The sequence below is a fragment of the Odoribacter lunatus genome (genome assembly GCF_943193135.1).
GTDB classification, from domain to species: domain Bacteria; phylum Bacteroidota; class Bacteroidia; order Bacteroidales; family Marinifilaceae; genus Culturomica; species Culturomica lunata.
In genome coordinates, this window is sequence record NZ_CALPCZ010000009.1 from 52,882 (window position 1) to 78,571 (window position 25,690).

Below are 25,690 nucleotides of genomic sequence, written 5' to 3' on the forward strand. Positions count from 1 at the left end.
ATTCGGAGAAAGGTCAGATCAGAAAGAGTACTGACAAAAAAACGCAACGTGAAAATCAGGAGCACCACAGAGAGGCTACTAAAAAAAGTACCAAGACTTTGCGTTAAGCTGCTGCTGCAATGTCACGACAATACGGGACCCTGCGTCCCGTATTTTTTTATTTCAATCACCTCGCCCAAACCGGGAATAATCACCGGAATATTGTGTTTGCGGGCTTCTTCCTCAAAAACTTTCGGAGGGTCGCTCAAAGGCTCATCCGACAAATCGAAGGTTCCGTAATGCATCGGAATGGTCATTTTCGCCTTCATTTCCACCGAAGCCTTCAAAGAATCATAGGGCGAAATGTGATTGGGGCGCATAAACCAGCGGGGCTTATAGGCACCGATTCCCAGTAAGGCATAATCGGGAGCGCCGAACAGTTCGGGAATTTCCGCAAAATGCCCGGAATAGCCCGTATCTCCGCTGTAATAAACGGAAATGCCATTCGCCTGGAGCATAAAAGCCCCCCACAGCCTTTGTCCGCCATCATGCACGGAGCGCTTGCTCCAATGCTGGGCCGGCAAAAAGGTCAGTTTCAGCTCCCCGCTCTCGATCTGCTGGTACCACCCGGCTTCTATCACCTGCATGTCAGGAAACCATCCTTTCAGCAATGTCCCGACTCCCAATCCGCAAAATGCCTTCATTTGCGGATTGTTACCATACAATCGGGCGATGCTCCGCTTGTCCAGATGGTCAAAATGGTCGTGGCTCAGCAGAAGATAGTCGATATTCCGGAAAATATCGGGATTTACAGGCAACTCGCTGCGCCGGCGCACAAAAGGGATATTGCCGAATACGGGATCAAACATCAGGCGCTTGCCTCCGAACTGCATAAAAAAAGAATTGTGGCCCAACCACACCAAAGCATCCCCCCGGACAACATCGAGGGAGTGCAGATATTCCAGCCGGGGAGTCCACTTTTCCCGTCTTTTTTCTTTCCGCTGGGGATTCATGGAAAACCGCCATTTCAGGATATTCCCCATGCCGTGCCTCATCCGGTGCTGCCGGTTGACAAAACGTCCCTTTACTACCGGATTCCCCTTCCAGTAAGGTTTTACGGTAATCAATCCTTCGTTTCTACGAAAAGAAATATGTTCGCCCATTCTTCACACCCTTTTGTTCCACAAAAATATATTTTCAGGCAAAGGATACCTATGATTATAATCATAAAAAAAATTAATAAATACGTATATGACCCTCCCTTGCGATTTCCGGATGCAGGTGCTTATTTTTTTCTAACTTTGACGGAGTTTTTATTTCAAACCGACATTATGATTTCAGCAGACGGACTTACAGTAGATTTCGGCGACCGCATTCTTTTTAAAGATGTTTCCTTTCAGATTAATGAAAAAGACCGCATCGCCCTCATGGGGAAAAACGGAGCCGGCAAATCCACCCTGCTCAAGATACTGGCAGGCGTACGCAAACCGACCAAAGGAAGTGTAACGGCACCGAAAGACACGATTATCGCCTACCTGCCGCAACACCTGATGACGGAAGACGGACGCACCGTATTCGAAGAGGCGTCGCAGGCATTCTCCCATTTGTTCGACATGGAGAAACGGATCGAGGACCTGAACCGCCAGCTGACGGAACGGACGGACTACGATTCTCCGGAATACTATAAACTTATCGAAGAGGTATCCACGCTCAGCGAAAAATTTTACAGCATCGATATGACCCATTTCGAGGCGGACGTCGAAAAAACATTGCTCGGTCTGGGATTCAAACGCGAAGATCTTCACCGCCCCACTGCCGACTTCAGCGGCGGCTGGCGCATGCGCATCGAACTGGCCAAAATGCTGTTGAAGAATCCGGACGTGCTTCTACTGGACGAGCCGACGAACCACCTGGACATCGATTCCATCCAATGGCTGGAGAATTTTCTGATTGAAAACGGGAAAGCGGTGGTGCTGATTTCCCACGACCGGACTTTCGTGGACAATATCACGACCCGCACCATCGAAGTCACCATGGGGCGCATCTATGACTATAAAGTCAATTATTCCCAATACCTGGTGCTGAGAGAAGAACGCCGGCAGCAACAGCAAAAAGCCTATGACGAACAGCAGAAAATGATTGCCGAAACCAAAGAGTTCATCGAACGCTTCAAAGGCACCTATTCGAAAACCCTGCAAGTGCAATCCCGGGTGAAGATGCTGGAAAAACTGGAACTTATCGAAGTGGACGAAGAGGACACCTCCGCCCTGCGGCTGAAATTCCCGCCCTCTCCCCGTTCCGGAAACTATCCGCTCATCATACAGGACTTATCCAAACATTACGGCACGCATGAAGTCTTCAACAACGCCCACTTTACCCTCGAACGGGGTGAAAAGGTCGCTTTCGTCGGAAGAAATGGAGAGGGTAAATCCACCCTCGTCAAATGTATCATGGGCGAGATAACAGACTACACGGGAACGCTGACATTGGGACACAACGTACAAATCGGTTACTTCGCGCAAAACCAGGCATCCCTGCTGGATGAAGAACTGACCGTCTTCCAGACGGTAGACGACGTCACGCCCCTCGAACTGAAAAGCAATACCAAAAACCTGCTAGGAGCCTTCATGTTCAGCGGCGACGACATCGATAAAAAAGTAAAAGTCCTTTCCGGGGGCGAGCGCACCCGCCTGGCCATGATAAAACTGCTGTTGCAGCCCGTTAATTTCCTGATACTGGACGAGCCGACAAACCACCTGGACTTAAAAACGAAAGACATCCTCAAAAACGCCCTGATAAACTTTGACGGCACCTTAATCGTCGTCTCCCACGACCGCGACTTCCTCAACGGTCTGGTAAAGAAAGTCTATGAATTCGGCAACGGGAAAGTAACCGAACACTTAGAAGACATCAACGGCTTTTTGCGGAAGAAAAAAATGGAAAACCTCCGGGAAATTGAAAAAAAACAGAAATAATATGTAGTTTTTCCGAAAAGAATAACGTCTAACGGGCAAAAATTAATCAGAAAAACAACGTGGACACATCGGAAACAGAATTTGCGCAAATAGTAAAAGAACATAAAAACACGATTTACACCGTATGCTTTATGTTCTCGAAAGACTCCGACGAGATAAACGATCTCTTTCAGGAATCCCTCCTTAATCTTTGGAAAGGCCTGCCGAACTTTCAAGGCAAAAGCGACATCTCCACCTGGATATGGCGGGTATGCTTCAACACATGCGTTTCATCCGAACGCAAAAAGAAAAGAAACATCACCGTACCGCTGCCTACCGACCTAAACCTTTTCGAGGACAAAGACGAGGATTCCCGGCAAATCAGGATGCTGTACGACCGCATCCACCGTTTAAAACCTTTCGACAGGGCCATCGTCCTGTTGTGGCTGGAAAACATGAGCTACGAAGAAATCGCCTCCATCGTAGGAATCTCGGTAAAAAACGTATCTGTCCGCCTGTTTCGTATCAAAGAAGAATTAAAAAAGATGTCCAACAACTAAAAAACTTTCGGAAATGGAACAATATTCAAATCATACGGAATTACAGGAAATGCGGGAACAACTAACCCTTCTCCACCGCAAACTCGACCGGGAAATCATCGTAAACGAGAAAATGATACGCAAAATCGTCACCCAAAAGATCAGCACCCTCGACAACGTGGCCCGGAGAACAATCATCCTGCAACTCCTTGCCGCTTCATATTCATTGTCATTCTTCAGAATCGGCATCCCCGCCTGGTTCTGCTGCCTCACCATCGTCGCCCTGCTGCTGGCCGCCCTCCAGACCTACACCTTCCACCACGGTTTACAGGTAAAAGACGTCGTATCGGACGACCTGGCCGAAATATACAAAAAGACCTACCGGCTGAAACGCCGGTATGCCCATTGGCTAAAAATCGGCATACCCTTAGCATGTCTCTGGTTCGCAGGATTAATCTTTGAAATTAAAACCGCTTCCTCCATCGACGAGGAGTCAAAACAATTCTTCATCTACGGATGTATCACAGGACTTATTGCCGGCATCGTCATAGGCTTTTGTAAACACCGCAAGACCTTGTACACCATGAACAACATCCTGCAGGAAATCGACGAATTCACGCAAAAAAATTAGCACTTACAGTCAGCGGAAGGCATCTTAAACGGTTCCATGTGTACACTTATAAACGTATTCTGACCGTATTTCATCTTAAGAAGCCGTTCCGCTTCACTGGCAATCGAATGGGCATCCGTCAGACTGATACCACCGTCCATACCGGCATGAAAATCTATAGCAATATCATTCCCGATACGTCGCGTACGCAAATTATGGACTTCGGAAACACCCGATACAGACATAACAATATCGCGGATGTCCTTCTCGTTTTGCTCAGATAAAGAACCTTCCAACAACTCATTAATACTCGGTTTTATGACATCATACCCCGCCTTCACAATAAAGAAGCTGACCACAATCGCAGCAATTGGGTCAAGGATTCGCCACTTCTCCCCGAGAAACATGGCTCCCGCAACCCCTGCCAGCGTCCCCAAAGAAGACAAGGCATCACTCCGGTGATGCCATCCGTTGGCCACAAGCGCATTGGAATTCAACTTAGCTCCCTTCGCAACAGTATAGCGGTACAACCCCTCTTTCGACAGGATAGACACGACAGCAATAACCAGCGCCAACATCGAGGGAGCAGGAAGAGGAGTTCCATACAAACTTTCAATAACCAACCTCCCGCCATTGATAAACAACCCCGCTCCGGCCACAAGCAATATCAACCCGATAATCATCGTGGCAAACGTCTCAAACTTCCCGTGTCCGTAATCATGCCCGGCATCACTCGGTTTGCTTGACACCCTCACGAATACCACCACAATGATGTCCGTTATAAAATCGGACAACGAATGAACGGCATCGGCCACCATCGCCGAGCTTCTGCCGGCAACCCCGGCAATGAATTTCATGGCAATCAATACCGCATTAAGCACCGTACCAACCAATGTCACCTTATATATCTCCTTTTCTCGCTGATTCATCATTATCCGCAATAAGATTATTCTAAACTTTAGTTATGATTTCTTCACTCTGCGAATATACAACTTATTCACTAACAAGCGATAAAAAAGCGATACGAATATGAAGATAACACCACCACGCTCCATATCATGTCTATGGTTGCTCCGAACCTACGCAATGGTTGCGCAATATCTACGCTATACCTACGCTATCCAACCATAGCGTAACCATTGCGCAGGTATAGCGTAGGTATTGCGTAGGGACGGAGCAACCTCGGAACAAGGACGAAGGAATGACGAACAAATGAGGGCGAAAAAAAGGCTGAAAAGTATTCTCTTTCCAGCCTTTTAAACTTTTAATTCTTCAATCGGGCAATGACAAGTACCGGATTATCATCTTCTTTTATTTCTTTCAGTCGGCGGATTTCCGGTTTCAACTTTTCGGCTTCTTCCGGATGTTCCTCAAACCAAGTCTGGATGTCTATCGGCAGTAAAAAGGCTACCAATGAGTTATCCCAATTTTCTAAGGCAGGATGGATTGACATGAATCCGTTTAAGTCGTCCGTAAAACCGTTTTCGTATAGCGTGATATCGGTTTTCCCCGTCTTTTTGTCAAAAACGCCCCGATATGCCTGTATGGCTTCTTTCGGATAAAAGAAGTAACTGAACATCAGATACCGGTTGCTCTCCATGACTTGATTGACGGTGCCTTTTTCTTTCCGCGCTTCCCGACTGTCCTGTTCTTCCTGCGGCAATCTGTATTTCCCCATGTCCAACACCCATGCGGGAGTCATTTCATTCGCTGTCAGACTGAAAACGGTATCGTTGTAGCTATCCTTATAGAAGGTCTTGCCGTCCCAATGGCAGAATACAGGTTGCTGCATCATGAGTATCCGCTCTTTACCGGCTTCCTTCGTTTTGATAAGAACAACACCCCCACCGGAGAGCCCGGCACCAAAGGTGCCGTAGAATGAAATGCTTGCAATATCCGATGTGTTTCCAATGGAATCCGTCCGGGATTTACCCGGATAGCGGTTTACAACTTGCCCTTCTTCATCGAATGCAAGCATGTATTCCGGTACTTTACCCATGAAACTTTCACAACGCGCAAGCAAGGTGTTAGCGTCCAAATAGGAATATGCCGCCGCATCACCTGCACCGGCAGGCTTTTTCTGTATACCCAAGAATTCTCCTGTCGTGGAGTATTTGATAAACTCATCCTTCCAGCCGGGGAAATAGATTACCCCCTTCGCCGGATTTATCCATAAGTCCGTTGAGGATTTATATCCCTGCGGACCTTTGTCCATCGAGCCGATGGATGTGATAAATTTTCCGGTGTTCAAGTCAAATACAAGGCAGGAACTTTTACTGCTCCCCACGTAAACCCGGTCCCGTTCTATGGCAATTCTCGGCCGACTCCCAATTAATGAGGAGTCGGTGGTCTGCAACGGTATATAGGTTATTGAAGCGAAGTAATCGGAGGTTTTCAGATTTTCTTCCGGAGCCGCGATTTTTTCCTCTAACCGAATGACCTTTTCCTGTGCGGTCTGTTTTTCTCCGCAAGCGAAAAAAAGAGAGACCACAAGGAAAAGAAAAAGATATTTCATTGTTTTCATCACTTTCAAGAGATTATTCCACAACGGTAATCCAACCGAATTTATCCGGCTCGTCTCCGTATTGTATTCCACGCAGACGCTGGTAGAGTTTAGTGCACCATTCGCCGACTACATCCGGATTGCCGAAATAGATACTCTTGTTGTTTTCCAAGTCGTCTATCTGCCCGATAGGACTGATAACGGCAGCCGTTCCGCAAGCACCGGCTTCTTCAAATGTTTCAAGCTCTTCTACCGGAATACGGCGACGCTCTACCTTTAAGCCCATGTCCTCGGCCAAAACCATGAGACTGGCGTTGGTGATGGAAGGCAGTATGGTGTGGGACGCCGGCGTGATGTAGCAATTGTCCTTGATACCGAAGAAATTGGCAGGTCCGCATTCGTCGATGTATTTCTTTTCTTTGGAGTCAAGAAATATTGCCGTAGAGTAGCCTTTTTCATGAGCGACTACACCCGAACGCATACCCGACGCATAGTTCCCACCAACTTTTATATGCCCCGTACCATTCGGAGCCGCCCGGTCGTATTTCCGTTCCAACATGACTTTGGTGGTTCGGAATCCCTCTTTGAAATAAGGACCTACCGGTGCTACAAAAACGACAAACATGTATTCTTTGGAAGGAGCTACTCCCATCTGAGGCCCTACTCCTATCAGCAATGGACGTATGTACAGACTGGCCCCCGATTCATAAGGCGGTATGTATTCTTCATTGGCCTTGATGGCTTTTATCACAGCTTCCGTGAATAATTCAACGGAAGGAGCTTTCATCATGACATATTCCGCCGATGCCAGCATACGCTTTGCGTTTTCTTCACAACGGAATAAACGCACTTTACCGTCGCGTCCTTTGAAGGCTTTCATGCCCTCAAAGGCTTCCTGACCGTAATGCAGGCAAGTGGATGCCATGTGTATGCTAAGCATTTCCGAATCGCTTATTTCCGGAGTACTCCACTTACCGTCTTTATAATAACAACGCACATTAAAGTCGGCTTTGGAATAGCCGAAAGACAGTTTACTCCAATCAATATTTTTCATAACAGTTAAAAATTTATTTAACAATGGTCATTTCGTCTATCAGATTCTTGGCTCCGGCGTATTTATCAATGATGAAAAGTACATAACGCATATCTACATTGATACACCGTTGCAAGTTTTCTTCAAAGTCTATGTCTCCGGACATGGCTTCCGAATTTCCGTCAAATGCCGCTCCGATTAGTTCACCGTCGGCATTGATAACCGGAGAACCGGAATTACCGCCGGTAATATCGCTGTCAGTGATAAAGCAAGCTACGACGTTGTCTTCACCATATTGTCCGAAATCCTTGTTTGCATATAGCTCTTTCAAGCGTGCCGGTACTTCAAATTCCGTTCCTTTGGCACCCTCTTTCTGAATTACACCGTCCAATGTGGTATAATAGTCATAAAAGACTGCATCACGCGGCTTGTAGCTTCTCACTTTTCCATAGGTCAAACGCAAGGTGGAATTGGCGTTCGGCGCCCATCTTTTATCCGGATCCATTTGCATCAAACCTTCTACAAACAAACGGTCGTTCTTTGTTGCCAACTCGCCAAGATCGCCGACATAAGCCCTTAATTTAAACAGGATTTCATAGAAAGAACGTCCGGCAACCACGGCCAAATCGTTTTTCAGTTGTTTACAGTCCGGCTGCTGTGCAAAAGCGTTAAAGCGTTGTTCGTCCATAAAAATGGATTTCTTCCGCACATCGGCAGCAAATTTTGCATAGTCACCTTTGTATTTTTTATTGACCAAATTAATGATTTCCGAATGGTATTCGGGATCTACATTGTCGTTGTACATTTTATACAAAGCAGCATACCATTTTTCCTCTACATCGGGATTGAAGTTTTTGTAAAAATCAGCCCCCGCCTTTTTCAGGCTTTCCAATGTCTTGGCTTTTTCTTCTTCGGAGGTTGATTTATCACACCATTTTTCCGCCAGACGATTTACCCTGTATGCCAATCCGGGAGTTTCCGTACCCCGCAGTGCTTCCACCAAATAAGATTGTACACTCAAGTATTTTGCCATCTCCCCGTATGCTTTTTCCAAATTAGCGAGGACTTCTCCGTAACGTGCTTTTCTGCCTGCATCCGCATTTACCCATTCGCTGAACTCCCGCTCGATAGCCTGTTTATTTTCCAGCGTATTCAATTGCTTTAATGCCTTGTTCTGTTCGTAGGAATATTTCCAATAGTTGGCACAAGAAGCATGTTTAGAAGCATACTGTATTCTTGTTTTCGGATCCTTTTCCATTTCGGCTTTCATAATGCCTAATTTCACCGTGCGCACATTGTAACGGATATCATTGCCTGTCATCGTATTCTTCAAGCTGAAACTGGTTGCAAAACGGTCTGTACTTCCGGGGAATCCCATAATCATGGCGAAATCACCGTCTTTCACACCCTTAATGGATACCGGCAAATAATGTTTCGGCTTCAAAGGCACATTCTCTTCCGCATATTCCGCCGGAGTCCCGTCCGGGGCAGTATAAATACGGAACATGGAGAAGTCGCACGTATGACGGGGCCACATCCAGTTATCCGTGTCACCGCCAAATTTACCCAAACTCTGAGGAGGAGCGCCAACCAAACGAACGTCTTTGTAGATTGTGTATAAAAACAAGAAATATTGATTGCCTTCAAACATGGATATAACCTGTGCTTTAGCATTACCGCCTTCTTCCGCTTCCTTAATGATGATTTTAGAAATACTGTCGATGGCATTCCCGCGTTCATCTTCACTCATATCATCATTTAAAACGGATTTTACACGGTCGGTTACCTCCTCCATCCTGTCCAGAATGGAAGCGGTCATTCCCGGATTGGTCAGCTCGTCTTCCATTTTGTATGCCCAAAAACCGTCGGACAGGTAATCATGTTCCACTGACGAATGTGCCTGAATGGCTCCGAATCCGCAATGGTGGTTGGTAATCAATAAACCTTGAGGAGAAACTATCTCGCCCGAACAGAAATGACGGAAAGGCGAACCGGCATATCCCAAACCTACAATGGCGTCCTTTATACCCGGCTGATTTACGGAGTAAATATCCTCTGCCGTCAGGCGGAATCCCATTGCCTGCATCTCTTCTATATTCTGTTGTTTCAGGCGAGACAACAACCACATACCCTCATCCGCCTTCGCAAATCCCACGCACAACCATGCGCATACTACCAATACTAATTTTTTCATTTCTTACTTTTTTAGTTATTTTTATATCAATTCATTATTTATCTCACAACCTTCTTGCAAATATATAATTAAATCGCCGGAATCGCCAAGAAAATAAATTTATCTTTACCCTCTCCGCAAGGATTAAATGATTGTATCTACGCTCTTTTATATTTATCTTTGTGCCAAAGAGAAGTCATACAGTGGAAAAGAAAAATATACGCAATACATCTCCGGAGGAGCTAGCCGATTTTCTGACAAGTCACGGAGAGAAAAGTTTCCGAACCAAACAAATCAATCAATGGATATGGCAAAAAGGTGTCCATTCTTTTGAGGAAATGAGCAACCTGTCCAAAACTACCCGGGAATTACTTGAATCAGCATTTTATTTTGATACCCTTCGGGCAGAACGGGTTCAGACGGCCACCGACGGGACAACAAAAACCGCGTGGAAACTGCATGACGGATTATACATTGAGAGTGTATTGATTCCCGGTAAAGACAAATTCACCGTATGCGTATCCTCTCAAGTCGGTTGCCAGCTAGGTTGCCGTTTCTGTGCAACGGGAACGCTCGGATTCAAACGCAATCTGTCTCCTGGGGAAATTTTTGACCAAGTGTTATTCGCCCGACAAAATGCAGCAGAACGGGGAAGTTCGCTTTCCAACATTGTATTTATGGGCATGGGCGAACCTTTGTATAACTATGACAACGTCCTGACTGCCATACAGAAAATAACCGATGAAAACGGTTTGGCAATGTCTCCTTACCGGATTACCGTATCTACTGCTGGCATCCCGGAAAAAATACGCCAACTGGCAGACGATGACGTACGCTTCAATCTGGCAGTATCCCTGCATGCCGCCAAGAGCGAAACCAGAAGCCGGCTTATGCCCGTCAATCAGGCCTACCCGTTAGAGCAACTGGCCGAAAGCCTGAAATACTTTGTTCAAAAGACAGGCACCCGTCCGACTTTTGAATACCTGCTTATAGCGGGAATAAACGACTCTTTGGACGATGCCCAGAGTTTGGCCGCCTATTGCAAACAATTTCCGATAAAAATCAACCTCATCGAATACAACAACGTCGAAGGTTCCGCATTCAAACGCTCTCCCGACAAACAACGCGATGCTTTTGTCCATTTTCTGGAAAGCCGTAATATGATTGTCAATGTACGCAGAAGCAAAGGAAAAGACATTGATGCCGCCTGCGGGCAATTAGCCAACAAACAGAAAAAAGAAATATAACATGGAAATCACAACCATATTCCTTATCGTATTAAATCTCTTTATACTCATCTTATTGTTAAGAAAAAAAGCGGACTCCTCCTCCTCCCGGTTTGAATCCCTGGAAAATTTACTCAACCGGTTAGAGAAAAATCTGAAAGACGAATTCCGCTACATGCAGGAAAGCGACAGTAAGAATGCACGAGAAAACCGGGAAGAGCTCAATAAATCATTGGGAGATTTCCGTACAGAAAACAGCCGCATTCTGAAAGATATTACAGAACAAAACCTGCAATCACTGGAGGCCATTCATAAAACTCAATCCCAATCCTTCAAAGAATTTCAAAAGATATTCTCCGAAAATATCCAATCCTTCAATGAACTGCAACGTGAAAAATTCGGAGAACTCGGCAAAAGACAAAGTGAACTGCTTCAATCTACCGAGAAACGACTGGATGAAATGCGGGCAACTGTAGACGAAAAATTACAGAAAACACTGAATGAGCGAATCGGACAATCCTTTGAAATGGTCAGCAAACAACTGGAGAATGTACAAAAAGGACTGGGAGAAATGCAAAATCTCGCACAAGACGTCGGTGGACTGAAAAAAGTTTTAAGCAACGTCAAAATGAGAGGCTGCATCGGCGAAGTACAACTTGAAATGTTATTAGAGCAAATTTTAGCACCCGACCAATACGAAAGCAATGTAAAAACCAAAAAAGGTTCGGACAAATTAGTAGAATTTGCCATCAAATTGCCAGGAAGAGAAGACCGTTCCGAATGCGTTTATCTCCCGATAGACGCCAAATTTCCAAAAGACGCCTACGAACAACTCATCGAAGCCTACGAATCGGGGCAAACGGAACAAATCGACGCAGCCTCCAAAAACATCGAACTCACTATCAAAAACATGGCAAAAGACATTCACGACAAATATTTAGACCCGCCTTATACAACGGATTTCGGTATCATGTTTCTTCCTTTTGAGGCCATCTACGGCGAAATAGTACGCCGTGCCAGCCTGTTGGAGCAACTGCAACGGGATTACAAAGTCATTGTCACCGGTCCCACCACTTTGGCTGCCATCCTTAATAGTCTGCAAATGGGATTCCGGACACTGGCAATTCAAAAGCGAAGCAGTGAGGTATGGAAAGTACTAGGCGCCGTCAAGACCGAATTTGAAAAGTTTGGCGGCATGCTTGAAAAAGCACAGAAAAACATCCAGACCGCCAACAACCAAATTGAAGAAGTCATGGGAAAACGCACGCGAGCCATACAACGCCGCCTGCGGGATGTAGAAGCCCTCCCCTCTTCCGAAGCGGAATTACTCCTCCCGGACACAGAGGATACAGAAGAATTTTTACCTGAAAATTAAAACACTAATACAGGAAATAACCGGCAACACCCGCCAACACAATCAATAAAATCGGATCGATTTTTTTGATTGAAGCCCCGAACACCAAACCGAAAATAATCCAACTCTTGTAATCGATAAAATTACGCTGGTTCAACAGTAATAAAGCGGCAGCGGCAATCAATCCGATAATTGCCGGTTTTAACCCTTTCAAAGCCGACTCCACATAAAAATTATTACGGAACGCAAAAAAGAAACGACACACCAGCGTCATTAAAATAACAGAAGGCAAACTTACTGCTAACGTACAGATAAAAGACCCCCAAACACTTCCCGTTGCCGTATAACCTATATAAGTAGCGGTATTAAATGCTATCGGTCCCGGAGTCGTCTGGGAAATAGCAACAATATCCGTAAAGTCCGACACACTAATCCAGTGATGTACTTCCACCACATCATGCTGTATCAACGACAACATGGCATACCCCCCACCGAAACCGAACAGACCGATTTTAAAAAACGCCCAAAACAGACTCAAATACAATTCCCAATTCTCCATCATAGCTTTCTCCGCCTTTTATAACCGTAATAAACAATACCTCCCACAATCGCCAGTATCACCACATATATAGGAGAAAATCCCAACTGCCAGATTAGCAAAGCCGCTACTGCCGGTATCCACAAACTCTTCCATGTAACGCCTGCCGATTTTCCCATATTCCACAAAGGAGCGGCAATCAAAGCCACCACAGCGGGACGAATTCCCTTAAACACCCGCTCCACTCCGGGATTATCCTTAAATTCGGTAAACACCAGAGCAATTAGCAAAATCACAATAAATGACGGCAAAATAATCCCCAGACTTGTCACCATACTTCCCCGTTTCTTCTTCAGCTTATTGCCAACAAACACCGCTGTATTCAACGAAATCGGTCCCGGTACGGACTGGGCAATCGCCAGCATATCTATAAACTCTCCTTCCTCCAGCCATTTCCTTTTATTCACCACCTCCCGCTGAATTAAAGGAATCATGGCATATCCGCCCCCGAAGGTAAAAGCCCCGATTTTAAAAAATACCCAAAACAGCTGAAAATAAAACTTCATTATACCTGCCTCCAACATTCATTTCTACAATTGTTCCAATCGGTTCATGACAGAATCCCGAAGTACGGTAAAACGTGGTCTGTTCGTATCACTGACCGGCTTCTTCGGTTGAGACTTTATCGTTAACGGATTCACCGCCTTGCCATTTTCAAACACCCGAAAATCCAAATGCGGCCCCGTCGACAGTCCAGTACTGCCCACATAGCCAATAATCTGCTTCTGCGCAACCTTTGTTCCGACATTTATTCCCTTTTCAAAACGGGACAAGTGCATATAACTCGTCGTATAGGTACCGTTATGCTTAATCTTCAAATAATTCCCCCCGCCGTTCGGCTGAAATCCTTTTGCCACAACCGTTCCCGCACCGATAGCATACACGGGCGTACCGACAGGAGCAGCATAATCCACACCATGATGGGGGCGGTATATCTTTAACTTGGGATGGAAACGGCTGTTTGAGAAACGGGACGTTATCCGAAAATAATCAAGCGGAGCCTTTAAAAAAGCCCCCTCCAGACTATTTCCTTTTTCATTATAAAACAACACCTCTCCGTCCTGCATAAAAGGAATTGCATAATAATCCTGTCCGGCATGGCGAAAAAGCGCACCCAAAATATTAAAATTAGACAAATCCTTGCCATCTATACACTCCTGTTCATAAATCACCCGAAATTCATCCTCTTTCTGCAATCCGAAAAAATCAATCGTCCACCCGAAAATACGCGACAAGTCCACTGCCAGCAACGGGTCCGTCTGGCAATCCACCATCGCATTCCACAGCGAAGACTGCACCGTTCCTTTAGCCGTCTTTTGTTTCCATTCCACCGGATTCTTACCCAAAGAAATCTTCCCTTCTCCGGTCAATTCACATACCATATAAGAACGCGGATCTATCTCATAAACAAAATACTCCGGCACGGACAACGTATCTTTTGTCGAAAAAAGAGCGTAAGGTTGTCCGCTTCTGATTTTCCGTACATCAAACACTCCTTTCGCATTGGCCGTCAAATCATAAATCTGTCTTCCCGTCAAACCGTGCCCGGCTAAAATCGCCGACAAACTTTGATTCCTTTTTACCACACCGAAATTCACATCGTAATTATTCGTAGGAATTCCATAACGATATACAATCTCCTCCACTCCTGCAGAATCTACCACCTCTACTTCATCCAACGACTCCAATTCTTCTTTCCGGTAAGGCCAAAATATAATCACCAACAACACAACACCCAATACAGAAGAAAAAATAATCTGTTTCTTTCTCGTCATCTCTTATCCAACTAAAATTTATCTCTCTTTATTTTCCAAAACACAAACCATCCTACAGCAATTGCCACACACACTCCACCGATGGCATACGCAACACCATGAGGTAAATTTAACCCCTCGGGAGCAATACAAAGATACGTCGTACACACGCCCGTCATAAAAAGCGCCGGAACCAACGTTACCCAATAATTCTTTTTTGCCCGCACAAAATATACAGTCACCGCCCACAGCGTAAACACTGCCAGCGTCTGATTTGCCCACGCAAAATACCGCCAAATCTTTCCAAACCCCTCCGCATCTTTCAAACTATACAACAAAATACCTATCGCCACTAGAAACATCGGGATACATATCATCAACCGGCGACGAATGCTTTTTTGCTCTACACGCATAAAATCCGCCACAATCAAACGGGCGGAACGAAAAGCCGTATCTCCCGACGTAATAGGTGCCGCAATCACACCCAAAATCGCCAGTATTCCCCCCACGACTCCCAGCCAATTTCGTGTAATTGAATCCACAATCACAGCGGCATTATTCTCTCCCATACCGTTCTCATGATAAAAATACGTAGCGGCGGCAGCCCAAATCAACGCTACAATTCCCTCTGTAATCATGGCACCGTAAAACACGGGACGCCCCAACCCCTCCTTTACCATACAACGAGCCATCATCGGTGACTGTGTCGCATGAAATCCGGAAATCGCCCCGCAAGCAATACTCACAAACATCACCGGAAAAATAGGAAAAAGCGAAGCTTGCGGATTCGTATTATGTATTCCGTCCCATAACTCCGGCAACACGGGATAATTCACATACAGCATAACCAAAATACCCACGGCCATAAACAATAAAGCTACGGCAAAAAGAGGATAAACCCGTCCGATAATCTTATCAATCGGCAACAATGTTGCCAATACATAATACGCAAACACGACCATAATCCAAAAAGGGACATCCAGATAACCGGGCGTCAGATTAGCCAGCAATCCCGCAGGCCCCGCAACAAAAACCGCACCGACCAATATCATCAATATCACCGTAAAGCCACGCATCACCTGCTTCGTTGTCATACCCAGATAGCGTCCGATAATTTCCGGCAAACTCTCTCCTCCATGCCGCAAAGAAAGCATCCCCGCCAAATAATCATGTGTCGCCCCGGCAAATATACTTCCCACCACAATCCACAAATAAGAAGCCGTCCCGAACTTCGCCCCCATAATAGCTCCGAAGATAGGTCCCAGCCCCGCAATATTCAAAAACTGGATCATAAACAGCTTCCATCCCGGAAGAGGCATAAAATCCACCCCGTCCGCTTTCGTCAGAGCCGGTGTCCGGCGACCATCCGGTCCGAACAGTCTTTCAATATAACGACCGTACAAAAAATAACCGGCTATCAAAACAAGCAAACAAATCGTAAACGTCCACATCTTTTATCTTCTTCTGTTCTTCATTTTTCCTCTTCCGCTGCTCTTCCAGACCTCCTTATTTAACTTTACCGCACTCGCCGGCTCCAAATCCTCCCGCACCAATTCATAATCCAACTGCCGAGCCACTAAATTCGCTTTCGCTACTTTCACCGTCACCTCGTCCCCCAACTGATACATCTTATGATGACAACGCCCCACAATGCAATAATTTGTCTCATCAAACTCATAATAATCATCCTCAAGTTCCCGGATTGAAACCAACCCCTCACACTTGGAATCCTCCAACTCCACATAAAATCCCCACTGCGTCACACCGGAAATCGTACCGACAAACTCCTGCCCGACCTTATCCGCCATAAACTCCACCTGCTTATACTTAATCGAAGCCCGCTCCGCATTGGCTGCAACTTGCTCCATATCCGAAGAATGCTGGCACATCTCCTCATACTTCTCTTTATTCACAGAACGTCCCTCATCCAAATAACGCTGCAGCAAACGATGCACCATCACATCCGGATAACGCCGTATCGGAGACGTAAAATGCGTATAATAATCAAATGCCAGACCATAATGTCCCACATTATCGGTAGAATAAACCGCCTTCGCCATCGTACGCACCGCAAGGGTTTCTATCAAATTCTGCTCCGGCTTATCCTTCACCTCCTGCATCAACCGGTTCATCGAAGAAGTAAGCGCCTTCCGGTTATTCAACTTCAGACCATAGCCAAACCGGGCGACAAACTTGTTAAACTCAAATAATTTATCCTCCAGCGGCTTATCATGGATACGATAAATAAACGTCTTCGCCTTGCCTTTAGCCTTCACCTTTCCTATCTTTTCCGCCACCTTCTTGTTTGCCAACAACATAAACTCCTCAATCAGCTTATTCGCCTCTTTCGATTGCTTAAAATATACCCCTAACGGCTTTCCCTTTTCATCCAAATTAAATTTCACCTCCACCCGGTCAAAATCAATCGCCCCATTCTTAAAGCGGGCATCCCTCAATTTCACGGCAAGCCTGTTCAGCGTCAAAATCTCCTCCTTATAGTCACCGTCCGCCCCTTCAATAATTTCCTGCGCCTCCTCATACGTATAACGACGGTCGGACTTTATTACCGTCCGCCCGAACCACTGTTCCAACACCTCTGCCTCCTCATTCAACTTGAAAACCGCCGAAAAACACAATTTTTCCTCATGAGGGCGCAAAGAACACACTCCGTTCGACAACCGCTCCGGCAACATGGGAATCGTACGATCTACCAAATACACCGACGTCGCCCGGGAATAAGCCTCCTTATCCAAAACAGAATCCGGCGTTACGTAATACGAAACATCGGCGATATGCACGCCCACTTCATACAATCCGTCCTTCAATCTGCGTACGGACAAAGCATCATCAAAATCCTTCGCATCCTTCGGGTCTATCGTGAATGTCACCGTTTCTCGGAAATCCCTGCGCCGGGCAATCTCTTCCTTCGGAATATCCATCATTATCTTATCCGCCGCCTTTAACACATTGGGCGGAAACTTCACCGGCAACTCATACTCCGCCATAATGGCATTCATTTCCGTATCATTGTCCCCCGGCATTCCCAACACCTCTATCACTTCTCCTATCGGGCTCTTCTGTCTTTCCGGCCAATCCGTAATCTTTACCACCACCTTCTCTCCATTCTTTGCACCATTCAAATGATTCAAAGGAATAAACACATCGTAAGGCATCTGCTTCCCGCTCGGCAAAAGAAAAGCATAATTTTCCAGCAATTGCACCGTCCCGACAAATGTCGCCTTCTTCTTCTCCAAAATTTCCACGACCTCCCCTTCCGGATGCACCATCTTTTTCCGGGCATATACCAACACCTTCACCTTATCCCCGTTCAACGCATGCTTCAAATTACTGAACGCCACAAAAACATCCTCCTCTCTCTCGTCCGAAATAATATATGCAGACCCTCTTGGCGTTAATTCCACCACTCCCGTAATATACGAACCGGTCTTGCCGCATTGAAACCTCCCCGTCGATATTTCCATCAATTTCCCCTCCGCAGTCAATTCTTTCAACACCTCAAATATCAAACGTTTCGTATCCATGCCGCGCACATTCAGACTCTTCGCCATCTGTTTATAGTTATAACTCCTTCCGGGATGCCTCTCCATCAACACCATTATTCCCTTGCCCAACTCATCTTTTCCCTGTCCCGTCCTTTTCTCTTTCTTTTTCTTCACCATAAATTACACAGATTTATTACTCTGCTAAGATACAAAGATTTTACAAAAAAAGAGCGGCTTTCCAGCCGCTCTTTCTCACTTATTTTATCAACCCTTTATCAAACTTTTCCTTCACTTTGACCAACATATCCGTTGTCATCTTCTCTAGCCCGTAATCAGGTTTCCATCCCCATTCTTCCCGTGCACACGTATCATCCATACTGTTAGGCCAGCTATCGGCAATCGCCTGCTTCACCGGGTCAATCTCATAATCCATCTTGAATGCCGGAACATGTTTCCGAATCTCGGCGGCAATCTCTTCCGGATCAAAACTCATTGAAGCAATATTAAAACTGTTCCGGTGTTTCAGTTTCGTCGGGTCGGCCTCCATCAATTCCACAACCGCTTTCAACGCATCAGGCATATACATCATATCCATGTATGTACCGGCTTTTACATTACAGGTAAAAGACTGCTTCCGGATAGCATCATAATAAATCTCCACGGCATAATCCGTCGTTCCTCCTCCAGGCAACGTCACATAAGAAATCAAACCGGGGAAACGCACACTACGGGTATCCACGCCGAAACGATGGAAGTAATAGTCGCTCAACAACTCACCCGTCACCTTACACACACCGTAAATCGTCGTATTGGAACGCTGCAATGTATCCTGCGGCGTCTTATCCTTCGGGGTATCCTTACCGAAAGCTCCGATAGAACTGGGAGTAAACACAGCGCAACCGTTATCTTTCGCAATATTCAACGAATTGGTCAAAGCCCCGATATTAATCTTCCACGCCAATTCGGGATTCTTTTCTCCCGTCGCAGACAAAAGAGCCACCAGATTGAACAGCGTATCAATTTTATATTTGCGCACAATCTCAATATAATGGTCTTTATCCAACACATCCAACGCCTCAAAAGGACCGTCCTCCGCCAAATGCTTGCATTTTTCAATACTAATGTCTGCGGCAACAACATTATTATTACCATAAATAGACCTTAAATGCGGAACCAACTCCGAACCGATTTGTCCACCCGCACCGATGATTAATATCTTTTTCATGATGATTTGAAAGTTTAAAAATTCTTCACAAAAATAAGATAATTAAATTTTTTACAAAGATTAAAACCTAAATATTTTTACCGCTTCCGGTGAAAAATCATCCCTCCTTGGCGGTCTCCTCTTCATAATAGTAATCTACCTGCAAATCAGAACCTTTATATGCAGACACCGCCAACTCGTCACAACGTTCGTTCTCCGGAACCTCCGCATGTCCCTTCACCCATACAAACCGCACCCGATGTTTGCGGTAAACCGCCAGAAAACGCATCCACAAATCGGGATTCTTTTTCTTCTGAAACCTGTTCTTCTCCCATGTAAACACCCATCCTTTTTCCACAGCATCCACCACATACTTTGAATCGGAATATATCGTCACGTCCTCCCCCTCCTGCTTCAAAGCCTCCAATCCGATAATCACCGCCAGCAGCTCCATCCTGTTATTCGTTGTCAGGCGAAAACCCGCCATCAATTCTTTCCGGTGAGGTCCGGAGATCAATACGACTCCGAACCCGCCCGGACCTGGATTGCCACTGGCCGCACCATCGGTATAAATTGTAATCTGATTTGCCATACTTCTGATAAATCGTACTCCCCACTTATTTTTTTTCCTCTTTCTTCTCCTGCTCCACGATGCCGCTCACCGGAATTTTCAACTTCTCAATCGCTTTCTGAATCCCTTCCTGTGTATTCTTATCCTCCCGGAATGTCACCGATACCGTTTGTGCCTGCATATCCACCTTCAAATCTTTCACGCCCTTTTCATACGGAATATTTTTCTCCACCCGCGCCTTGCACGATTCACAGTGCAGCGTCGCCTTATACACCACCGTTTTATTCTTTGGTTTCGTATCCTTCTTCTCCGCATAAACTCCGGCATAAGTAGCCATCACGATTACCAATGCCAACATAAAATTAATAGCTTTCATTATTCTTTGTCTTTATATATTTCAACTTATTCAATCCCTGTCTATACCAAACCGCACCCCTACGTAAAACTTGCGCCCGTGCACGGGTCCCCATATCTTGGAAGAATCGAACTCCCTGCTCCACGGCGCATCCGCAGCAATAATCGGGTGCATCTGCATAAAATCGCCTATATTCTCACAACCGGCATACACGCTCCACTTGCGGAAAAACTTGCTCACCTGTGCATTCATAATCCGAAAAGACTCAAAACGACCCATATCCCCCGGCAAACGCCCCGGACCATTAAACTGCGCCGTAAAATCAAACTGCCATTTACGCATATTCGTGTAATACGACAAATTCACCAACCCCTTGTACCTGCTCTGCAAAGCTACCCGCACCAACTCCTGCCCGATAGTCGTTCTCACATCATTATAGCGGTACGCTCCGACCACATCCAGCCGCGGAATCAATTCGTACTTCACCTCCACCTGATAACAATTGGAATACGAATCTCCGTCCAGATTATAAAAATTAACCCGTCCCGGATCGGTTTCATTATCGACCACCACCTGATTGGTAAAATCCGTACGGTAATAATCCAGATTTATATTCAGCATTCGGTCAAACACGACAAACTTCCGATTCAACTGGACACCGAAATTCCACGCCTTCTCCATTTTCAGCCGCCCGACTTCATCCGCATGGAACGCCAACAATTTCCCATTCACATACATCGGATGAGACGAAGCCAGCAAATAACCGTTATCCGCTAAAATATTAGCTGCCCGCGCCCCCGTTCCGGCAGAAAATTTCAACATTGTAAAATCATCCGGAGTGTAAGCTATATGCAAGCGCGGTGTAAAAAAACCGTCATACAGATTATGGTAATCATAACGCAATCCCGCCATCACAGTCAATTTTTCCCAAAAGTGTCCCGTATACTGGAAAAAAGCACCATACACCCGCTCCTGTCTGTCAAAACTGACGGTAGGTGTCACCTCTCCCCGTTCCGCCAAATAATCATTAAAGCATTCTTGATAATCATCGTAATTAAAAGTCAGACCGGCGGAGTACTTATGATTTTCACCCTCCCCGAAAACCGACTGATAAATATAATTTGCGAACACCGTACGCTGGCGCACCCCATAATTCCGTCCCCCGTAATACGAATCCTGGTCATGGTCCGTATAATTCAGAATAAGCGCCATACTCGTATTCTCATACGCCGGCATCAAATATCCCCATTTCAAAAAACCTTCATAACGCCGGGTATCTATCCCGATGCCATACAGATTACCGGCCCCCACCTCTCCTCTTTTCTCTTTCCGGAATCCTTTCTGACCGCCCAAGCGTGTTTCATCCAACACCTTCCCTCCAAACTGGACATTCCACATATCCGTTTTATATTGCCATCGGTTCATCACATTATACTGTGTCTTCTTCGGCATATCCAAAAAACCGTCGTGATTACCGTCCAGCTCCCGGTTCATCCAATCCCCGTGCAGCAACACCGCCGTACTCCACTTTGCATTCAGTACAACACCCGCATTTGCATTCACTTCCAACATACCCTCATCGCTGGCATACACATTCCCGAAAACCTTCTCACTACTCAAAGGCTTCTTATAATCCACACTAATTTGTCCGGCAATCGCTTCATACCCGTTAATTACCGAACCGGCGCCCTTTGAAACAGAAATGGCACTCATCCACGGCCCCGGCACATAACTCAATCCGTACAACGAAGACACGCCCCGGAAATTAGGAATATTCTCGGTCATCATCTGTACATACCTGCCCGTCAATCCCAGCAACTGAATCTGTTTCGCCCCAGTCACAGCATCGGCATACGCCACATCCACGGAAGCATTCGTCGTAAAACTCTCTCCCAAATTGCAGCACGCCGCCTTGCACAATTCCTCTCCCGTAATCACCTGCTCAATCAAAGGGCCTTTCGTACTCATAATAGTCGTATTGCCCCGCTTTACCACATTCACTTCCTCCAGCAACTCCCCCGACTGCAACACAATTTCCAGCTCCGTATTTATATCGGCAACCGTCACCGTATCCTGCCGATACCCGATAAAACTGACCACCAGTCTTCCGACAGGATTCCATTTTACCGTAAAATATCCATCCGCATCCGTGCCGCCGCCTTCCGTTGTTCCCAGCCAATACACATTGGCACCCGGCAATCCGGCTTTTCCTTCAGCGGTTTGCTCCACCACCCGTCCCCGCACCTTCTGCGCCGACACGCCGAAAGAGAAAGCAATCAACACACCTAATATAATAAATTTCATACACATACATCCTTTCAAAACAAATCCCCCACCCCACTGCTATTTCCACTCACGCCCCACAGATAACCGGACAAAAATAGGAAAAAACTTTTCCATTCCACCCCTCCAAAGATAATTTACCCTCCTACCCTTATAAAGCATCATGAAATCGTATATCTTTTCGGCTAAAAATACCCCTTTTTTTTTAAACCTATCGTTTTCGTATAAAAAACCTATCATTTTCATGCCAAAAACCTATCGTTTTTGAGTAGAAAACCTATCGTTTTTTTTTTGAGTAAAAAAATCGGTAAAAACAAAGCAGTGGAAAAACCATTTTTCCACTGCTCTATTGTCCTATTTTTACTTTTAGTTCTGCGGTGTAATCTTGACTTGGCCGTCTCCACTGCTAGTACCGTTAGACATGGAGGAATTACTGAATATGCTGTTATTGACATACCCGGAACCGCCACCACCTCCAACTCCGTATGTACTACCACTTTTAGGACCAGCTCCAGCACCATAGCCACCATAGTATCCACCTCCACCACCGCCTGTTCCTGTCATAGCGCTACCACCATAAGTACCTGTCCCGCCATAGCCAAGTGCGTAACCGGAAGTTTGAGTACCCGGAGAAGTGGCCGTTGATGTCGTATACCGTTGTCCGTATCCTCCACTGGTACCTCCACCACTACCACCGGTTCCATATTTTCCAGAACCTCCCCCACCGCCTCCAGCTACCATAATCCGGCTAGATAGAGATTGTCCTCCTCTTCGTATATCTGTTCCGCCTCCCCCGCCGCCTCCGGTATTACCAGCAGCTTCGTCTCCTCCTCCATTTCCCCCTCCGTTCCATCCGCCTGTTCCTCCGGTTTTAGTATAGCTTGTACCTCCTCTCTCTCCGACATAAACGTAATAGGTAGTAATAGCACCTAAATTTGCTGTCCCCTGGGCATAGCCACCGTATCCGCCTCGTGAAGTGTTACCATTCCAAGCTCCTGACCCTCCTTGCGCTCCCCAACACTCCATCTTGTATTTCCCTGCCGCCAGTTTGACACTATCCATATGGCCTCGGTAAGGGAATGTTCCGTCAATCTCAACTCTCGCAGAGAACTCATCCGAAGGACACGCCGCCAACTTTGCCCTTATCGTGAAATTCACACAGGCCAGTCCGCCCGCTATCGTCAGCGACGTGGAGGTCTTGCCGGATACGTATGCCCACGACGGCGCACCATCCAATGTCCATACGGCAGAACTGTTTGTACCCCAATATTGTGGTGTCAGCGTAACAGAGCTCCCCGCATTGAAAGTATAAACCGATTTGGCGAAAGGTTTTGGCAGTATGCTTATGGTCACGGTGTTGCTTTCAGCAATGCCTACAGCACAAGTCCCGACCCGCTTGAACTGATACGTTACAGTAGAGGTACCGTTATTTACAAAATTAGTGTACTTCAGCGACACACCGCTGGCATCAGAAATAATGTCAAATTTAGCCTCTCCGGGCTTTTTCACGTACCAGTTGTATTGAAAACGTATATCGGGGAAATCCGGACAAGACGCCTCTTGCGTATTGGTAAGATCCGAACCACTCCAACATCCCGTTGTCGGAGCACTGATTTTCCCTCCGTTGATTTCAATCCCCGAAAGACCATATACCCCTCGGAAGCCAACATCCGTGAATCTTTTGGAAAAGGAAGAATAAGTTAATCCTCGAGCTTTAGTACGGTCGGAAGTATACAACAGGCTGTCCGGATTGAGATAGCATCCTCCCCGTACGCCGAATGCTGCAACTGCATTCGGCCAATAACTCGTGGAAATATTTGTCGAACCGTCGGCATTCAGTTCTCCGTCACCGTGGGAATAAGTAAGATTGGTAGCAACAAATCCTGCGCCGGAACTTGTTGCAATATAGCATAATTCATTTAAGTTGCCACTCATATCCATAACACCCCAGTAGGTGGCGCCGGATTGGGTTTGATTGGTGGAGGAGGTTGCGAATAGTCCGCACCGTACGGGACCGTCGATGATACCTCCGCTATTAACATTGTGGTTTTTATTAACGGACTGTTCCCGTTCATCGCCGGGATAAAGCAGGTCGGATTCGGAGGTCAGGGGATTGACGCCGCTATTGCTGTTCCAGGCGTATTCTCCTTCTTCTGGAATCTGGGGATACGGGCGGCGGCATGCCTTTTCATATTCCAACTCACTCATAGGCCGTAGTCCGCTCCAGTCGCAATACGCTAACATGTCATAGGGAGAAAGCTGATTGCAGGCGAGAGTCTGCCCGTCATCCGGGGAGAAGAGGTCGTTTGCCGGATTGAGATTGTTTCCGAATACGGCGGGTCCATCTTTCCCTCTTTGCTCAATAAAGACGATACCGTTCCGGCGCGTAGGGGTGGTCAAATCACTTCCAAATACGTAATCCCCACGGTTCATCGTAGAGAAGTTATTATTGGTCACATGCGCTTTCTGTTGTGTTAGCGTCAGGGAATTCAAAAACTCCATATACTGCTCCTGGCTCGTTTCGTACTTCATGATATAGAATCCGGCATACCCTTTGGGAAAGGCGGCGGGCAATGTGACAGAAGTTGATGTTGAATTGACAGTATTCAGAGTCACTGCCGCTTCCGAATCAATGAGGCAGGGAGATTTGCCCGATAGTGCAAAACTGTATGCGGAATAGTTATCCCCAAGATAATAACTGCCATAAGGAATATAAACCATCTCAATGGCATGAACGGCGACGTATATCTTATTCAGTTCATCGCCGAAATCGGCGGCGGTAAGCGTTTTCTTTGTGTTGGCCTTGAACAACCATTTGAGCCGTACACGGACACTTACGTTCCCGTCGGAGATTTCATCCCGCAGGAGGAATACGCCGGTGACTTTGGCGCTTGTACCGGAGCCTGTTTGCCCGAACATGAAGGAGTAATTGCCGCCTTCATTGCCGCTTTGGGGCATGGCTTCGTGTCCTGCACGGGCAAGGTAGCCGTGATGCCAGGGTTCGGAGATGCCCCGTTTCTTGTACTTAAGGAACACCCACGCGGCATCCCA

General features: G+C 46.3%; 20 protein-coding genes. 5 read left to right on the forward strand and 15 right to left on the reverse strand.

What is annotated here, in order from left to right; translation table 11 throughout:
- Positions 1-122: 122 nt before the first annotated feature.
- Positions 123-1,142: an MBL fold metallo-hydrolase gene (locus NFR61_RS05425; protein WP_251621423.1), complete on the reverse strand. Its 1,020-nt coding sequence runs from the start codon at positions 1,140-1,142 to the stop codon at positions 123-125.
- A gap of 168 nt (positions 1,143-1,310) precedes the next feature.
- Between NFR61_RS05425 and NFR61_RS05430 the strand changes: the two genes are divergently transcribed.
- The 3 genes from NFR61_RS05430 to NFR61_RS05440 all read left to right on the forward strand — a co-directional run bounded on the left by NFR61_RS05430 (position 1,311) and on the right by NFR61_RS05440 (position 4,103).
- Positions 1,311-2,954 (forward strand): ABC-F family ATP-binding cassette domain-containing protein, encoded by a 1,644-nt coding sequence (locus NFR61_RS05430; protein WP_251621426.1) that lies wholly within the window; start codon positions 1,311-1,313, stop codon positions 2,952-2,954.
- Between the two features lie 131 nt (positions 2,955-3,085).
- The gene (locus NFR61_RS05435; protein ID WP_420910107.1) at positions 3,086-3,493 is read left to right on the forward strand and encodes an RNA polymerase sigma factor; all 408 of its coding nucleotides are present in this window, start codon (positions 3,086-3,088) and stop codon (positions 3,491-3,493) included.
- 13 nt (positions 3,494-3,506) lie between these two features.
- Positions 3,507-4,103 carry a hypothetical protein gene (locus NFR61_RS05440; RefSeq protein WP_251621432.1) on the forward strand — a complete coding sequence of 199 codons (597 nt, stop codon included), beginning with the start codon at positions 3,507-3,509 and terminating at the stop codon, positions 4,101-4,103.
- Here the strand turns inward: NFR61_RS05440 and NFR61_RS05445 are convergent.
- From NFR61_RS05445 to NFR61_RS05460, 4 genes are all read right to left on the reverse strand, one after another.
- The gene (locus NFR61_RS05445) at positions 4,100-5,014 is read right to left on the reverse strand and encodes a cation diffusion facilitator family transporter (RefSeq protein WP_251621435.1); all 915 of its coding nucleotides are present in this window, start codon (positions 5,012-5,014) and stop codon (positions 4,100-4,102) included. The two genes, NFR61_RS05440 and NFR61_RS05445, sit on opposite strands and share 4 nt — an antisense overlap.
- A gap of 332 nt (positions 5,015-5,346) precedes the next feature.
- Entirely contained in the window at positions 5,347-6,606 is a 1,260-nt protein-coding gene (locus NFR61_RS05450) for a 6-bladed beta-propeller (protein ID WP_251621437.1), read from the reverse strand.
- 13 nt (positions 6,607-6,619) lie between these two features.
- Entirely contained in the window at positions 6,620-7,639 is a 1,020-nt protein-coding gene (locus NFR61_RS05455; RefSeq protein WP_251621440.1) for a branched-chain amino acid aminotransferase, read from the reverse strand.
- Positions 7,640-7,652: 13 nt separating this feature from the next.
- Positions 7,653-9,812 carry a S46 family peptidase gene (locus NFR61_RS05460; RefSeq protein WP_251621442.1) on the reverse strand — a complete coding sequence of 720 codons (2,160 nt, stop codon included), beginning with the start codon at positions 9,810-9,812 and terminating at the stop codon, positions 7,653-7,655.
- Positions 9,813-9,994: 182 nt separating this feature from the next.
- Here NFR61_RS05460 and rlmN point away from each other — a divergent pair, with 182 nt between their 5' ends.
- Both rlmN and NFR61_RS05470 read left to right on the forward strand, forming a co-directional pair.
- Positions 9,995-11,038 carry a dual-specificity RNA methyltransferase RlmN gene (gene rlmN, locus NFR61_RS05465; protein ID WP_251621444.1) on the forward strand — a complete coding sequence of 348 codons (1,044 nt, stop codon included), beginning with the start codon at positions 9,995-9,997 and terminating at the stop codon, positions 11,036-11,038.
- 1 nt (position 11,039) lies between these two features.
- Positions 11,040-12,392 (forward strand): DNA recombination protein RmuC, encoded by a 1,353-nt coding sequence (locus NFR61_RS05470; RefSeq protein ID WP_251621446.1) that lies wholly within the window; start codon positions 11,040-11,042, stop codon positions 12,390-12,392.
- Positions 12,393-12,396: 4 nt separating this feature from the next.
- On the opposite strand, the gene NFR61_RS05475 is transcribed toward NFR61_RS05470, so the two are convergent.
- From NFR61_RS05475 to NFR61_RS05520, 10 genes are all read right to left on the reverse strand, one after another.
- A complete protein-coding gene (locus tag NFR61_RS05475; protein ID WP_251621474.1) occupies positions 12,397-12,930 on the reverse strand; it encodes a chromate transporter in 534 nt (177 codons plus the stop codon).
- Positions 12,930-13,475, reverse strand: a complete 546-nt coding sequence (locus NFR61_RS05480; protein WP_251621448.1) for a chromate transporter — start codon at positions 13,473-13,475, stop codon at positions 12,930-12,932. Before NFR61_RS05480 ends, NFR61_RS05475 begins: the two co-directional genes overlap by 1 nt.
- Before the next feature lie 24 nt (positions 13,476-13,499).
- Complete coding sequence (locus NFR61_RS05485) at positions 13,500-14,744, reverse strand: peptidoglycan DD-metalloendopeptidase family protein (protein ID WP_251621450.1); 1,245 nt, start codon at positions 14,742-14,744, stop codon at positions 13,500-13,502.
- An 11-nt stretch (positions 14,745-14,755) separates the two neighbouring features.
- Positions 14,756-16,174: a carbon starvation CstA family protein gene (locus NFR61_RS05490; protein WP_251621451.1), complete on the reverse strand. Its 1,419-nt coding sequence runs from the start codon at positions 16,172-16,174 to the stop codon at positions 14,756-14,758.
- Between the two features lie 3 nt (positions 16,175-16,177).
- Positions 16,178-18,403: a ribonuclease R gene (rnr, locus tag NFR61_RS05495; protein WP_251621454.1), complete on the reverse strand. Its 2,226-nt coding sequence runs from the start codon at positions 18,401-18,403 to the stop codon at positions 16,178-16,180.
- A gap of 79 nt (positions 18,404-18,482) precedes the next feature.
- A complete protein-coding gene (locus tag NFR61_RS05500; RefSeq protein ID WP_251621457.1) occupies positions 18,483-19,451 on the reverse strand; it encodes an NAD-dependent epimerase/dehydratase family protein in 969 nt (322 codons plus the stop codon).
- 97 nt (positions 19,452-19,548) lie between these two features.
- A complete protein-coding gene (gene rnhA / locus NFR61_RS05505; RefSeq protein WP_251621460.1) occupies positions 19,549-20,022 on the reverse strand; it encodes a ribonuclease HI in 474 nt (157 codons plus the stop codon).
- A 25-nt stretch (positions 20,023-20,047) separates the two neighbouring features.
- Entirely contained in the window at positions 20,048-20,377 is a 330-nt protein-coding gene (locus tag NFR61_RS05510) for a heavy-metal-associated domain-containing protein (protein ID WP_251621463.1), read from the reverse strand.
- Positions 20,378-20,407: 30 nt separating this feature from the next.
- Positions 20,408-22,660 (reverse strand): TonB-dependent receptor, encoded by a 2,253-nt coding sequence (locus NFR61_RS05515; RefSeq protein WP_251621466.1) that lies wholly within the window; start codon positions 22,658-22,660, stop codon positions 20,408-20,410.
- A gap of 345 nt (positions 22,661-23,005) precedes the next feature.
- Positions 23,006-25,690: glycine-rich protein (locus tag NFR61_RS05520; protein ID WP_251621469.1), on the reverse strand; the 2,685-nt coding region annotated here is incomplete at its 5' end.

Bases quoted from the DNA above. Each gene is read 5' to 3' on its own strand.
- rnhA (WP_251621460.1), bottom strand. From the start codon at position 20,022: ATGGCAAATCAGATTACAATTTATACCGATGGTGCGGCCAGTGGCAAT.
- NFR61_RS05460 (WP_251621442.1), bottom strand. From the start codon at position 9,812: ATGAAAAAATTAGTATTGGTAGTATGCGCATGGTTGTGCGTGGGATTT.
- rnr (WP_251621454.1), bottom strand. From the start codon at position 18,403: ATGGTGAAGAAAAAGAAAGAGAAAAGGACGGGACAGGGAAAAGATGAG.
- NFR61_RS05440 (WP_251621432.1), top strand. From the start codon at position 3,507: ATGGAACAATATTCAAATCATACGGAATTACAGGAAATGCGGGAACAA.
- NFR61_RS05515 (WP_251621466.1), bottom strand. From the start codon at position 22,660: ATGAAATTTATTATATTAGGTGTGTTGATTGCTTTCTCTTTCGGCGTG.
- NFR61_RS05485 (WP_251621450.1), bottom strand. From the start codon at position 14,744: ATGACGAGAAAGAAACAGATTATTTTTTCTTCTGTATTGGGTGTTGTG.
- NFR61_RS05480 (WP_251621448.1), bottom strand. From the start codon at position 13,475: ATGAAGTTTTATTTTCAGCTGTTTTGGGTATTTTTTAAAATCGGGGCT.
- NFR61_RS05435 (WP_420910107.1), top strand. From the start codon at position 3,086: ATGTTCTCGAAAGACTCCGACGAGATAAACGATCTCTTTCAGGAATCC.
- NFR61_RS05455 (WP_251621440.1), bottom strand. From the start codon at position 7,639: ATGAAAAATATTGATTGGAGTAAACTGTCTTTCGGCTATTCCAAAGCC.
- NFR61_RS05470 (WP_251621446.1), top strand. From the start codon at position 11,040: ATGGAAATCACAACCATATTCCTTATCGTATTAAATCTCTTTATACTC.
- NFR61_RS05500 (WP_251621457.1), bottom strand. From the start codon at position 19,451: ATGAAAAAGATATTAATCATCGGTGCGGGTGGACAAATCGGTTCGGAG.
- NFR61_RS05475 (WP_251621474.1), bottom strand. From the start codon at position 12,930: ATGGAGAATTGGGAATTGTATTTGAGTCTGTTTTGGGCGTTTTTTAAA.
- NFR61_RS05430 (WP_251621426.1), top strand. From the start codon at position 1,311: ATGATTTCAGCAGACGGACTTACAGTAGATTTCGGCGACCGCATTCTT.
- NFR61_RS05445 (WP_251621435.1), bottom strand. From the start codon at position 5,014: ATGATGAATCAGCGAGAAAAGGAGATATATAAGGTGACATTGGTTGGT.
- NFR61_RS05425 (WP_251621423.1), bottom strand. From the start codon at position 1,142: ATGGGCGAACATATTTCTTTTCGTAGAAACGAAGGATTGATTACCGTA.
- NFR61_RS05490 (WP_251621451.1), bottom strand. From the start codon at position 16,174: ATGTGGACGTTTACGATTTGTTTGCTTGTTTTGATAGCCGGTTATTTT.
- NFR61_RS05450 (WP_251621437.1), bottom strand. From the start codon at position 6,606: ATGAAAACAATGAAATATCTTTTTCTTTTCCTTGTGGTCTCTCTTTTT.
- NFR61_RS05510 (WP_251621463.1), bottom strand. From the start codon at position 20,377: ATGAAAGCTATTAATTTTATGTTGGCATTGGTAATCGTGATGGCTACT.